Origin of the sequence: Luteococcus sp. (genome assembly GCF_043424415.1) — a bacterium.
Lineage (GTDB): Bacteria > Actinomycetota > Actinomycetes > Propionibacteriales > Propionibacteriaceae > Luteococcus.
This window is the reverse complement of record NZ_JBHWOO010000063.1, coordinates 1-11,878: the sequence shown is the minus strand read 5'-3', so window position 1 is coordinate 11,878 and position 11,878 is coordinate 1. Positions and strand designations below refer to the sequence as shown.

Here is an 11,878-nt window from a genome sequence, read left to right as displayed (position 1 = left end):
GCCGCTGCCTCTGGCAGCGGCCCTTCGTCATGCCCAGACACATTGACCCGGCCCCATTGACCCGGCCCCATTGACCCGGCCCAATTGACCCGGCCCCATGCCCTCAGCCGCGTCCCAGCGCCACCCACCTAGGCTCGGGCGCATGAGCCAGACCGCCGACCCCAGCCCGTCCCGCCTGCGACGGGTGCTGCGCTGGGTCGGACGGCTGCTGCTGGTCGGCATCCTGCTGCTCTGCCTGGTCGTGACGATGAGCTGGTACGAAGTGACCCACCCCAAGCTGGCCACCCTGGAACTGTCCAGTCCCAAGGTCAGCGGCCGGCCACTACGGGTGATGCAGATGACCGACCTGCACGACGTCTCCATGCCGCAGCGCCAGGAGGTCATCGAGATGGTCCGGGAACAGGACCCCGACTTGATCGCCGTCACCGGCGACCTGATCAACATGTACACCGAGGACCTGAACCGTATCGACGCCTGGTTCGCCGACCTGGCGGCGCTCGGCATCCCCGTCCACGTCGTCCCCGGCAACCACGACCACTGGGAGGGCCGGGTGGGCCCCGTCGTCGAGATGGCCCAGGCCAACGGCGCCACCGTCCTGCAGAACACCAACGTCACCTTCGACGGCCCCTGGGGCAAGCTCGACGTGGTCGGCACCGACGACTACTACACCGGCGTCGGCGACCTGGACAAAGCCATGCAGGGCACCCGCGAGGACGCCTTCCAGCTGGTGCTGACCCACTCCCCGCAGGTCTTCGACGACCTCGCCGCCAGCGATGCCGAACTGGCCATCTGCGGCCACACCCACGGCGGGCAGGTGCGCATTCCCGGCATTGGCGCCATCCACACCCCTGGCGGCGGCGGGCTCTTCCCGCGCCTCGACAAGGGCCTGTTCGACGCGGGCAGCGCCCAGCTCTACATCGACTCGGGCGTGGGGCAGTCGATCCCGTTGCGGCTGTTCGACCAGTCACAGATCACCCTCATCACGATCCACCCTTCCTGAGACTGCTAGGTTCCCTGCATGGCTCGGATCGGTTTCATCTCCCTGCACACCTCGCCCCTTGACGCACCGGGCTCGAAGGATGCCGGCGGCATGAACGTCGTGGAGCTGCACCAGGCCAAGGCGCTGGCCGATCGGGGGCACCAGGTGGAGCTGGTGACCCGGCGCGACAACACCGACCAGCCCGACCTGGTGGAGGTCCACCCGGGAGTGGTGGTGCGCCAGCTCGTCGCCGGCCCCACCGAGCCGCTGGCCAAGAGCGCCCAGGAGGAGTGGATCGAGGACTTCTCCACCGCGCTGCGCGAGCTGGAGCCCTATGAGGTGATCCACTCCCAGCACTGGATGAGCGGCGTAGCGGCACTGCCCGTCGCCAAGGCCTGGGGCGTGCCGCACGTCCAGAGCTTCCACTCGGTGGCAGCCCTTCCCGGCGACCCGCTGAGCGAGGGCGAACCGCCCGAGTCCCCCGGCCGCAATGCCGGCGAGCGCCTGATCGCCCGCGAATCGGACCTGGTGGTGGCCGTCAGCCGCTACGAGGCCCGCACCATCATCGAGCGCTGCGGCGCCGACCCGGCCCGCGTCGTCGTCGTGCACCCCGGCGTCGACTCGAGCCTCTTCCACCCGACGGACGGCCATTGCCGCCGCTGGGCCCCCGAGCTCACCGGACCCGACGAGCCGCCCCAGTACGGCCCGGTGTGCGTCGCGCCCAATCCCAATGGTTTCCTGCTCTTCGCCGCCCGGCTGCAGCCGCTGAAGGCGCCCGACCTGGCGCTCGTCGCACTGGCCGGGATCCCGGAGGAGATCCGTCCCACGCTGGTGATCGCCGGTGAGGCCAGCCAGGACTTCGCCGACTACCGGCAGGAACTGATCGACCTCTCGCACAGCCTGGGCATCACCAACCAGGTCTGCTGGCTGGGTTCGCAGTCCCGAGAGGACCTGGCCCGCCTGATCCGAGGCGCCCGGGCCGTGCTGGTGCCCTCCTATTCCGAGACTTTCGGCCTGGTCGCGCTGGAGGCCTCGGCCTGCGGCGTGCCCGTGGTCAGCGCCGACTCGGGAGGCCTGCGCGAGGTGGTCGTCGACGGCCTCACCGGGGTGCTGGTGCAGGAGCGCACCGCCGAGGCCTGGACCGACACCCTGACCGAGCTGCTGCGCGACCCGCACCGCATGGTGCGGATGGGCACCGCCGGACGCGAGCGGGCCCTCGGCTTCGGCTGGGAGGAGGTGGCGGTGCAGTTGGAGAGCCACTACCGCACGCTGCTGGACCCCGGTCGGGCCGAGCAGCGCCGTGGCGCCCTCGACGGCGTGCGCCGGGCCCTGTTCGTCCACGCCCATCCCGACGACGAGACGCTGTCCACCGGTGCCCTGGTGACCCACATGCGCTCGCTCGGGATCGCCTGTGACCTGGTGACGGCGACTCGCGGCGAGAGGGGCGAGGTCGTCCCCGGGCCGCTCTCCCGCCTGGCCGGTGCCGGCCTGGAGGCGCACCGGCAGGAGGAGCTCGCCAGCGCCCTGCGCGTACTGGGCATCGAGCGGCATGTCTTCCTGGGCACCGAACCCGCCCGGGCGGCCGGTCTCGAGCCGCGCCGCTACCGCGACTCGGGGATGGTCTGGGTGCGCGAGGGGCTGGCCGGTCCTGCCGATGCCGGCGACGAGCACAGCCTCACCTCCGGAGACATCGAGGACGAGGTGGCCGACCTGATGGCGCTGGTTCAGGCCTGGCAGCCCGACCTGGTGATCGGCTACGACCTGGGCGGTGGCTACGGACATCCCGACCACGTGCGCCTGCACCACGTCGCCCGCATCGCGGCGGCCCGCAGCGGGGTGCGCTTCGCCGAGGTGCGCGATGAGCCCGGCTTCGACGTCGAGTGGTTCGACCTGCCCGAGACGCTGCCGACGGTCGTCGAGGCCCTGCGCCAGCACCAGACGCAGCTGACGGTGCAGCCCTCGGGCACCGAGATCGTCCATTCGGGCGGCCAGCGCGAGGGGATCGTCACCAGTGTCGGGCTGGCCGTGAAGGGGCCGCAGGCCTGAGATGGTGCCACACGCACCACGGGGCGCGACTCGGGTACTGGCCATCGGCGGCTGAGCAGAACTCCCCGTGTCGGCTGCCTCACCCGTCGTAACCGCCCACCACGGGCATCTTCTGCAGTACGGTCACGGCATGGCCGGAGCCGACGAAGGCCTCGGTGCAGTCCTGGCCTGCCTCGACGCCGTGATGTCGGCCGCGGGCCCACTTCGGGAAGCCGCCCATGTCGTAGACGATGCCGTCGACGGCGATCCAGCAGGCCTGCCCGTCCTCGCAGGTGGCGTCGCCGAGCTGCTGGGCCGTGACCCTGCGGCTCTCGATCCGGTGCTGTTCGGCGGCGCTGAAGGTGCGCCCGAGCTTTGACCGGTCGCCGACATTGGCCGGTGGCTTCATCACCATCCAGACCACCACCAGGGCCATCCCGACGACAACTGCAATGGTCCACCACATGGCTCCACTCCTCCGAGAGTTTGATACATCATGTCTCATACGGATGAAGATACACTGTGTCTCATGACCGCGAGAACCTGCCTCTCCGAACAGGAGACCCGCCAGAGACTGCTCGACCTTGCCGTCCAGCGACTAGTCGACGAAGGGCTCGGCGTGGGGCTCGATGCCATCCGCGTCGAGAAGCTGATCACCGAGGCGGGCGTCTCGCGCGCCAGCGCCTACCGGTGCTGGCCCCGTCGCGACGACTTCCTTGCCGATGCCCTGGTCGAAACCGTGCGGCGAACCACGCTCATCCCGGAGGGCAGCCAGGACTTGGCACGCCTGCAGGAGATCCTGACCGCCCACGACGACCAGCTCGACACGGAGACCGGTCGCCGGCAGCTGGTGGTGGAGGCACTGCGCGTCAGCATCGATGCCGACGTGCGCCGCCTGCTCGCATCACCTCACTGGCGCGTCTTCATGGCCTTGGCCACCACCCACCAGGCGCTTCCCGACGACCAACTGCGGGAGACGGTCGGGCAGGCACTGGTAGAGATGGAGCGCGCCTTCGTGGAACGCCGCGCGGAGGTCTACCAGGGACTCACCCACCTGATCGGCTACCGGCAGCGTCAGCCCTGGCAGGGACGAGAAGGCTTCGTCGCGCTCTCCGAACTGGCCGGCCTGACCATGCGCGGGATCCTCTCGCGCGCCCTCACCCAACCGGACTGGCTCGACGAGCGCAGCGAGATGACCCCCTTCGGGGGCGTACCCGCCGCGTGGTCACAGGCCGAGGTGGCGCTGGCGCAGGTGCTGCTCACCCACCTGGAGCCGGACCCCACCGTCGACTGGACACCGGAGCGGATCAATCAGGCCCGACAGGACTTCGCGGCAACTGCTCGTTCCCTGGGTGCTTGACCCACACACGACGAAGGGCCCCGACCGTCCGGTCGGGGCCCTTGGCGCAGGAAGACCCGCGCAGGAACAGGGTCAGATGCGGCTGGCGGTCGTGCGCTTGTTGAGCAGGCTGTACAGGCTCACCGCGGCACCGATGAAGGCCAGGCCGAGCACGACGTGGATCCACTTGATGGCCTCGCTGCCGCCGCCGGCCTCGACCATGCCGATCTGGACCAGCGCGAGCACCGGCAGGCTCAGGGTGTGGAAGAGCAGGCCCTTCACGGTGGGATCGGCCTTGCTGGCCTGGAAGGCGAAGACGGCGGCCACCAGGCTCGCGAGGAAGGTCAGGTAGCCGAAGCCGCCGTGGGCGTCGGCCAGCGACCAGGAACCGGTGAGCATCGCGATGCCGAGGCCGAGCTGGATCAGCACGGAGGCGATGATCACCAGGGCGGTGGTCTTCAGGCGGGACAGGGGGGCGAGAAGGGTGTTGGCCATGCACCGAGCCTAGGCGATCAGCGCCATGCAGCCGTCATCGTCAGTGGCCCGCGGTGCCCGCGTGTCACGAGTACTGGTTTCAATCCCCGGCCCTGCGGACGGCGCACTGGGGGATAGGATTCAGCCGACAGCTCCGATGGAAGGCACCACGTGAAGGACATCGTCGTTTTCTCCGGAACGGCCCACCGGCAACTGGCGCAGGAGATCTGCGGCAACCTGGGGGTCGAGCTCAGCGGGGTGGACATCAAGCGCTTCAGCAATGACTGCATCCAGGCGCAGCTGCTGGCCAACTGCCGGCGACGCGATGTCTACATCGTGCAGCCGCTGGTTCCCCCGACGCAGGAGAACCTGATGGAGCTGCTGCTGATGATCGACGCAGCCCGCGGCGCCTCCGCGGAGTACATCACCGCGGTCATGCCCCACTACGCCTATGCGCGCAGCGACAAGAAGGACGCCAGCCGCATCTCGATGGGTGGCCGTCTGGTGGCCGACATGCTGAAGACCGCCGGCGCCACCCGGGTGCTCACGATGAGCCTGCACTCCCCGCAGGTGCAGGGATTCTTCTCGATGCCGGTGGACCAGCTCACCGCCATCGGCGTGCTGGCCGACCACTACAAGGGCAAGGACCTGTCCGACTGGGTGGTCGTCTCCCCCGACTTCGGCAATGCGAAGGAGGCCGCCACCTTCGCCCGCCTGCTGGGCATCCCGATGGCCGCCGGCAGCAAGAAGCGGGTCAGTGACGACAAGGTGGTCATCGACTCCATCGTCGGCGACGTCGTGGGCAAGAAGGCCATCGTCATCGACGACGAGATCGCCACCGGCGGTTCCATCCTGGAACTGCTGGACAAGCTCGAGGAGTTCGGTTGCCAGCAGGCCTCGATCTGCACCACGCACGGCCTGTTCAGCGGCAAGGCCGTCGAGCGGCTCCAGGGCCACCACATGATCACCGAGGTGGTCACCACCAACACCGTCCCACAGGACCATCCCGGCTGGACGCAGCTCGAGGTGCGCAGCGTCGGCCAGCTCTTCAGCGAGGCCATCCGCCGCACGCACGCGGGCAAGAGCGTGAGCAAGCTCTTCCGCGGCGTCGACCCGCAGTACGCCCCGCCCCCGCCCCGCGACGGGCTCTTCTGAGCGGCGCCCGAGAAGGCCGGTCGCTCCGCGCTAGCGGGGCAGGCCTGCCTTTTCCGCCCGCTTGGCCAGGCCCGCCTCGAAACGTGCCTGGTCGAGTACGGCGCGGGAATGACGCCCCTCGCCGATCGGCCCCAGGTCGTCGAAGGCCTCCACCCGCCACCAGACGGTGATCCCATCGACCTGGGTGACGGTGCATTCGTAACGCACCGTCATGCCGGACAGGGTGGCGCCGGTGTGGGAGAGCTCGACGTGCGTGCCCACGCTGCACTGCCCCTCGTCCAGGTGCGGCCGCAACGCCTCCATGCAGGCCCATTCCATGACCGCGACGAAGTAGGCCGTGGCGAAGACCCGCGGGACGCTCTGGAACTCGGGCGACTCGGGCAGCACGTCGGGCACGCACCTGTCCTCGGGCACCACATAGGTCATGGTGTGGGTCTGGCCCACCGTGATCTGGCTCATGCCCCGACAGTTTGCCAATGTGCACGGGGATTGGGAAGGGTGCTCAGTCGAGGGGCGTGAAGGGCCAGCCGGGCTGCATTCCGTTGGGGCGTCCGTGTTCGCGGTAGTGCTCGTGGCCGAAGCCGGCCAGGAAGGCCTCGTCCGGCATGCCGGTGAGCATGCCGATGTCGGTGGCCTGGCTGGCATGGCACAACAGCGCCTGCCGCTTGAGCCCCACCACATCGGTGACGTCGACGGCCCAGTGGATCTCGGCCTCGGGGGTGCCCATCGGGTTGCCGTCGTCGGCCGGACCGTGGGGGTCGAAGTCCATCTCCAGTCCGGCCTCGCGGGCGGCCTGGAAGCCTGCCGCCATCCGGTCGCGGTTGGCGGTGCTCTCCAGCACCCGGGGACGGCGACGGGCCAGCTGTGCGGCGCGGTAGGCCACCGGGTGCACCCTGACGTGGTCCGGGTGGCCGTAGTTGCCGTGCCAGTCGTAGCCCACCAGCACGTCGGCGTCCTCCTCGTCGAGGATGCGCGCCAGACGTCCCGCGGCCTCGTCCAGGTCGGCATTGCAGAAGGCTCCCGGCTCGGCATTCATGTCCCAGCCGGTCATGCCGGAGTCCTTGTAGCCCAGCCACTCGACGCGGGCGGTGCCGAGCACCTCGGCGGAGGCCCGGGCCTCGCTGCGGCGACGGTCGACGAGGGTCTCGCCCTCGTGCAGGTCCTCGGGCACCTCGCCGTGGTCGCCATTGGTCGCATAGACCACCACCACCCGGTCCCCGCGACGTGCGGCGCGGGCCATGGAGCCGGCCGTGCTGGAGGCCTCGTCGTCGGGATGGGCGTGCAGGAAGACGATGGTGGTCATGGACCAATGATTCCACGCATGTCGTTGAGCACTGGACCATTTGGGGCGGTGTCCGGCCACCGCTCCCCTAGTCTGGAACCATGACCCCTGCCGTGCTCGCCGTGATCTGCGCCCTGCTCATCCTCGTGGGCCTCAGCGGCATCGTCGTCCCCGTCCTGCCCGGCAGCATCACCGTCGGTGTGGCCGCCCTGGTCTGGGCGGTGTGGGGCAATTCCAGCTGGGGATGGATCGCCTTCGGCGTGTCAGCCGTCCTGCTGGCCATCGGCGCCGGTTCGTCGCTGCTGCTCACCAGACGCGACCTGCAGCGGGTCGAGGTGCCGCGCTGGCCGATCGTGGTGGGTGTGGTCTGTGCCGTGGCCGGCTCCTTCCTGGTGCCGGTGGTGGGCCTGGTGCTCGGCTTCGTCTTCGGCCTGTTCTGTGCCGAACTGGTGCGGGTGAAGGACATCGCCACCGCCGGCCGCACCTCGATGGTGGCGCTGAAGGCAATCGGCATCGGCATGTGCATCGAGCTGGGCTGCGCCCTGGCCGCCACGGCGGTGCTCACCACCAGCATGCTGACTGGCGTCTTCTGAGACTGACCTCCCCCGGGGTCAGGGCCGCACCGGAGGCCCCGGTGCGAGGGCACTGCGCCCCGCCAGCCAGGCCTCGTGGTCGAGCAGCCAGCGCTTGCGCCACGGGCCGCCCGCATAGCCGGTGAGCGTGCCCGATGCCCCCACCACCCGGTGGCAGGGCAGCACGAGGCAGATCGGATTGCGCCCCACCGCCCCCCCGACGGCCTGGGCCATCCGCGGATTGCCGAGCTCCCGGGCCACCTGGCCGTAGGTGACCGTCTCGCCCAGCCCGGTGCGGCCGAGCTCGTCCCAGACGCGACGGTCGAGGGCGCTACCACCACTCGGGGCCAGGGGCAGCTCGAAGCTCGTGCGCCCGCCCGCCAAGTAGGCACGCACCTGGGCCGTCGCCTCGGCCAGCACCGGATCGGCCCCGGCATCGACCATCTCCCCCTGGAGCGCACGCTCCTTCTTCACCCGGTGGTCGTCGAAGTAGAGCCCCACCAGCGAAGGACCGTCGACCACCAGGGTGAGCGGCCCCAGCAGGCTCTCGATGACGCAGCGGCGCATCTCGTCCATGACAGCAGCCTATGCGGCCCCCGCCCCGGACCCCCGAACCTCTGGTCGGCCACAATGAAGCCTCGACCGCGAGGAGGACCAGATGAGCCAGCAGGGATGCCCCGTCACCGAACGACACCGTCGCAAGACCCACCGCCCCGAAGACCGGCCAGAACCCGCCCTCGAGGTGGTCGACGGCATCTGGCAGGTGCGCGACCTGGCCGTCGCCCGGCAGGTGCTGCGCAATCGCGAAGCCCTGCAGGGGGGCTTCAACGCCGAACAGCTCGCCATGAACGGCATGCGTCCCCCGATCCTCTATGCCGACGGCACAACCCACCGCAAGCAGCGTGCGGCGATCGCCCGCTACTTCGCACCCAGGACGGTTGACACGAACTACCACGAGCTGATGGACCGCTATGCTACGCAGCTGGTCGACGACTTCCGCCGCGAGGGACGCACGGACCTGGCCCAGCTCTCCCTGCTGTACTCGGTGATGGTGGCCGCGCAGGTCGTGGGGCTGACCGACTCGCCCACCGACCAGATGTCACGCCGGCTGGAGCGCTTCTTCCAGATCCCTGCCCTCAAGGAGACCGCCGAGGCCGGGGAGAGGCGCAGCCTGGTGGAGGAGGCCAAGCTACGGGCCCTGACCCTGCGCGGACAGCTGCCGCTGCTCTCCTTCCACCTGCGCGACGTACGTCCCGCCATCAAGGCCCGCAAGGCCAAGCGCCAGGACGACGTCATCAGCCACCTGCTCGACGAGGGCTACTCCCAGCTGGAGATCCTCATCGAGTGCGTCACCTATGCCGCCGCCGGCATGGTGACCACCCGCGAGTACATCGGCATGGCCGTGTGGCACCTGCTGGAGGACGACGAGCTGCGCGAGCGCTACCTGTCGGCCGACAAGCCCGGCAGGTACGAGGTGCTGCACGAGATCCTGCGCCTGGAGCCGATCGTCGGCCATCTGCTGCGCCGCACCACCACGCCGATCGAGGTGGAGTTCGATGGCCAGACCCGCACCATCCCCTCCGGTGCCCTGGTCGACATCCACATCCGCAGCGTCAATGCGCAGCGTGCCGTGGTCGGGGAGTCGCCGCTGGACCTGTGCCCCGGTCGCGAGCTTCCCCCGAAGGTGGGTGACGAGGTGATGAGCTTCGGCGACGGCCCCCACAAGTGCCCCGGCAACTCGCTGGCGATCCAGGAGGCCGACGTGCTGCTGCAGAAGCTGCTGGCGCTGCCGGTGCGCCTGGCCAGCCGCCCCCGGATCGGCTGGGACGAGATGATCAAGGGCTACGAGGTGCGCTCGATCGAGCTGGAACTCGCCGACACGCGCTGAAAATGCATCCCTGGCGGCGCACGACACGTTCAAATGTCCTTCGTGGCCGTATGTGCTGCAATGCCTGCGCCGCCACGAGGCTTCAGCCCGCCACGTACTCCTTGAGGTACTGCCCGGTGAGGGTCCTGCCGTCGTCGACGAGCTGGGCGGGGGTGCCCTGGAAGACGACCCGGCCGCCGTCGTGGCCGGCTCCCGGCCCCATGTCGACGATCCAGTCGGCGTGGGCCATCACGGCCTGGTGGTGCTCGATCACCACCACCGTCCTCCCCGAGTCCACCAGCTGGTCCAGCAGGCCGAGCAGCTGCTCCACGTCGGCCAGGTGCAGGCCGGTGGTGGGTTCGTCGAGGACGTGGACCCCGCCCTTTCCGGCCATCTGGTCGGCGAGCTTGAGCCGCTGGCGCTCGCCGCCCGAGAGCATGGTGAGTGGCTGGCCGAGGGTGACGTAGCCGAGCCCGACATCGGCCAGGTTGGTCAGGATCTTCTGCGCCGCCGGGATTCTGGCCTCCCCCTCGCTGAAGTGCGCCAGGGCCTCGTCGACGCTCATCTGCAGCACCTCGGCGATGTCCTTGCCGCCCAGCCGGTACTGCAGCACCGAAGCGTCGAAGCGGCGCCCCTCGCAGTCCTCGCAGGTGCTGGCGACGGTGTCCATGAAGCCCAGCTCGGTGTAGATCACGCCGGCACCCCTGCAGGTGGGGCAGGCGCCTTCGGAGTTGGGGCTGAACAGGGCGGGCTTGACCCCGTTGGCCTTGGCGAAGGCCTTGCGGATCGGTTCCAGCAGGCCCGTCCAGGTGGCCGGGTTGCTGCGCCGCGAGCCCTTGATGGCGCCCTGGTCGACGGTCACCACCCCGTCGCGGCTCGAGAGGTGGTTGCAGACCAGGGTGCTCTTGCCCGAGCCGGCGACGCCGGTGACCACGGTCAGCACCCCGGTGGGGATGTCGACGTCGACGCCGGTCAGGTTGTTCTCGTCGGCGCCGCGGATCTCGATGGCGCCGTTGGGGGTGCGCAGCGAGTCCTTGAGCCGGGCACGGTCGTCGAGGTGGCGTCCGGTGAGGGTGTCGCTGGCGCGCAGGCCCTCGACGGTGCCCTCGAAGCAGATCGTGCCGCCCTGGCGTCCGGCCCCGGGGCCGAGGTCGACGACGTGGTCGGCGATGGCGATCATCTCGGGCTTGTGCTCCACCACCAGCACGGTGTTGCCCTTGTCGCGCAGGCGTTGCAGCAGCTCGTTCATCCGGGCGATGTCGTGCGGGTGCAGGCCGACGCTGGGCTCGTCGAAGACATAGGTGACGTCGGTGAGCGCACTGCCCAGGTGGCGGATCATCTTGAGCCGCTGCGACTCGCCGCCCGAGAGGGTTCCGGTGGGGCGGTCGAGCGAGAGGTAGCCCAGGCCGATGTCGACGAAGGAGTCCACCTGGTGGCGCAGCTGGGCCACCAGCGGGGCCACCGACGGGTCGTCGAGGCCGGCCAGCCAGTCGGCCAGGTCGCTCACCTGCATCTGGCAGAGGTCGGCGATGGAACGACCCTGCACCAGCGAGGTGCGGGCGCCCTCGCTCAGGCGGGTGCCCTCGCACTCGGGGCAGGTGCGGAAGACCACGGCGCGCTCGACGAAGGGCCGGATGTGTGGCTGCATCTGTTCGACGTCCTTGCTGAGCATGGACTTCTGGATGCGCGGGATGAGGCCCTCGTAGGTGAGGTTGATGCCGTCGACCTTGATCTTGGTGGCCTCGCGGTACAGCAGGTCGTCGAGCTCCCGCGTGGTGTAGGACGTGATCGGCTTGGCCATGTCGAAGTAGCCGGAGCCCTCGAAGAGACGGCCGTACCAGCCCTCCATGGAGTAGCCGGGGACCTTGAGGGCACCGTCGGCCAGGCCGAGCTCGGCGTCGTAGAGCTGGTCCAGGTCGAAGTCGCCCACCCTGCCGGTGCCCTCGCAGCGCGGGCACATGCCGCCGGTGACGGTGAAGGTCTTGTGCTCCTTGACCTGGCGCCCGCCCTTGGTGGTGGTGATCGCGCCGCCGCCACTGACCGAGGGGATGTTGAAGGCATAGGCCTTGGGTCCGCCGATGTGCGGTTCGGCGATGCGGCTGAACAGCACGCGCAGGGTGGCGTTGACATCGGTGGCGGTGCCGACGGTGGAGCGGGGGTTGGCGCCCATCGGTTCCTGGTCGAC

The 11,878-nt window shown here is 69.6% G+C and carries 12 protein-coding genes; 6 read left to right on the top strand and 6 right to left on the bottom strand.

All coding sequences use genetic code 11. The annotated features are described in order from the left end of the window. Positions 1–142 precede the first annotated feature (142 nt). Both ACHFFZ_RS03580 and ACHFFZ_RS03575 read left to right on the top strand, forming a co-directional pair. Complete coding sequence (locus ACHFFZ_RS03580) at positions 143–1,000, top strand: metallophosphoesterase (protein WP_394275293.1); 858 nt, start codon at positions 143–145, stop codon at positions 998–1,000. 18 nt (positions 1,001–1,018) lie between these two features. Continuing rightward, on the top strand, positions 1,019–3,025 hold the full coding sequence (locus ACHFFZ_RS03575) for a glycosyltransferase (protein WP_394275292.1): 2,007 nt from the start codon (positions 1,019–1,021) through the stop codon (positions 3,023–3,025). A 79-nt stretch (positions 3,026–3,104) separates the two neighbouring features. On the opposite strand, the gene ACHFFZ_RS03570 is transcribed toward ACHFFZ_RS03575, so the two are convergent. After that, on the bottom strand, positions 3,105–3,470 hold the full coding sequence (locus ACHFFZ_RS03570; protein ID WP_394275291.1) for a cytochrome b5 domain-containing protein: 366 nt from the start codon (positions 3,468–3,470) through the stop codon (positions 3,105–3,107). Positions 3,471–3,533: 63 nt separating this feature from the next. Here ACHFFZ_RS03570 and ACHFFZ_RS03565 point away from each other — a divergent pair, with 63 nt between their 5' ends. Beyond that, the gene (locus ACHFFZ_RS03565; protein WP_394275290.1) at positions 3,534–4,364 is read left to right on the top strand and encodes a TetR/AcrR family transcriptional regulator; all 831 of its coding nucleotides are present in this window, start codon (positions 3,534–3,536) and stop codon (positions 4,362–4,364) included. A gap of 72 nt (positions 4,365–4,436) precedes the next feature. On the opposite strand, the gene ACHFFZ_RS03560 is transcribed toward ACHFFZ_RS03565, so the two are convergent. Next, positions 4,437–4,838 (bottom strand): hypothetical protein, encoded by a 402-nt coding sequence (locus tag ACHFFZ_RS03560; protein ID WP_394275289.1) that lies wholly within the window; start codon positions 4,836–4,838, stop codon positions 4,437–4,439. Positions 4,839–4,988: 150 nt separating this feature from the next. On the opposite strand from ACHFFZ_RS03560, the gene ACHFFZ_RS03555 reads away from it, so the two are divergent. Then, on the top strand, positions 4,989–5,972 hold the full coding sequence (locus ACHFFZ_RS03555; RefSeq protein ID WP_394275288.1) for a ribose-phosphate diphosphokinase: 984 nt from the start codon (positions 4,989–4,991) through the stop codon (positions 5,970–5,972). A gap of 30 nt (positions 5,973–6,002) precedes the next feature. Here ACHFFZ_RS03555 and ACHFFZ_RS03550 read toward each other — a convergent pair whose 3' ends face one another. Beyond that, positions 6,003–6,431, bottom strand: a complete 429-nt coding sequence (locus ACHFFZ_RS03550; RefSeq protein WP_394275287.1) for a thioesterase family protein — start codon at positions 6,429–6,431, stop codon at positions 6,003–6,005. 43 nt (positions 6,432–6,474) lie between these two features. Continuing rightward, the gene (locus tag ACHFFZ_RS03545; RefSeq protein WP_394275286.1) at positions 6,475–7,275 is read right to left on the bottom strand and encodes a PIG-L deacetylase family protein; all 801 of its coding nucleotides are present in this window, start codon (positions 7,273–7,275) and stop codon (positions 6,475–6,477) included. Positions 7,276–7,355: 80 nt separating this feature from the next. Here ACHFFZ_RS03545 and ACHFFZ_RS03540 point away from each other — a divergent pair, with 80 nt between their 5' ends. Beyond that, complete coding sequence (locus ACHFFZ_RS03540) at positions 7,356–7,847, top strand: DUF456 domain-containing protein (protein ID WP_394275285.1); 492 nt, start codon at positions 7,356–7,358, stop codon at positions 7,845–7,847. An 18-nt stretch (positions 7,848–7,865) separates the two neighbouring features. Here ACHFFZ_RS03540 and ACHFFZ_RS03535 read toward each other — a convergent pair whose 3' ends face one another. Further along, complete coding sequence (locus tag ACHFFZ_RS03535) at positions 7,866–8,402, bottom strand: methylated-DNA--[protein]-cysteine S-methyltransferase (protein ID WP_394275284.1); 537 nt, start codon at positions 8,400–8,402, stop codon at positions 7,866–7,868. An 82-nt stretch (positions 8,403–8,484) separates the two neighbouring features. Between ACHFFZ_RS03535 and ACHFFZ_RS03530 the strand changes: the two genes are divergently transcribed. Further along, the gene (locus ACHFFZ_RS03530; RefSeq protein ID WP_394275283.1) at positions 8,485–9,714 is read left to right on the top strand and encodes a cytochrome P450; all 1,230 of its coding nucleotides are present in this window, start codon (positions 8,485–8,487) and stop codon (positions 9,712–9,714) included. An 82-nt stretch (positions 9,715–9,796) separates the two neighbouring features. Here the strand turns inward: ACHFFZ_RS03530 and ACHFFZ_RS03525 are convergent. Then, positions 9,797–11,878: ATP-binding cassette domain-containing protein (locus ACHFFZ_RS03525; protein WP_394275282.1), on the bottom strand; the 2,082-nt coding region annotated here is incomplete at its 5' end.

What these genes read in the sequence shown, in the direction of transcription:
- ACHFFZ_RS03580 (WP_394275293.1), top strand. Translation starts at nt 143, where the DNA reads ATGAGCCAGACCGCCGACCCCAGCCCGTCCCGCCTGCGACGGGTGCTG.
- ACHFFZ_RS03575 (WP_394275292.1), top strand. Translation starts at nt 1,019, where the DNA reads ATGGCTCGGATCGGTTTCATCTCCCTGCACACCTCGCCCCTTGACGCA.
- ACHFFZ_RS03570 (WP_394275291.1), bottom strand. Translation starts at nt 3,470, where the DNA reads ATGTGGTGGACCATTGCAGTTGTCGTCGGGATGGCCCTGGTGGTGGTC.
- ACHFFZ_RS03565 (WP_394275290.1), top strand. Translation starts at nt 3,534, where the DNA reads ATGACCGCGAGAACCTGCCTCTCCGAACAGGAGACCCGCCAGAGACTG.
- ACHFFZ_RS03560 (WP_394275289.1), bottom strand. Translation starts at nt 4,838, where the DNA reads ATGGCCAACACCCTTCTCGCCCCCCTGTCCCGCCTGAAGACCACCGCC.
- ACHFFZ_RS03550 (WP_394275287.1), bottom strand. Translation starts at nt 6,431, where the DNA reads ATGAGCCAGATCACGGTGGGCCAGACCCACACCATGACCTATGTGGTG.
- ACHFFZ_RS03545 (WP_394275286.1), bottom strand. Translation starts at nt 7,275, where the DNA reads ATGACCACCATCGTCTTCCTGCACGCCCATCCCGACGACGAGGCCTCC.
- ACHFFZ_RS03540 (WP_394275285.1), top strand. Translation starts at nt 7,356, where the DNA reads ATGACCCCTGCCGTGCTCGCCGTGATCTGCGCCCTGCTCATCCTCGTG.
- ACHFFZ_RS03535 (WP_394275284.1), bottom strand. Translation starts at nt 8,402, where the DNA reads ATGGACGAGATGCGCCGCTGCGTCATCGAGAGCCTGCTGGGGCCGCTC.
- ACHFFZ_RS03530 (WP_394275283.1), top strand. Translation starts at nt 8,485, where the DNA reads ATGAGCCAGCAGGGATGCCCCGTCACCGAACGACACCGTCGCAAGACC.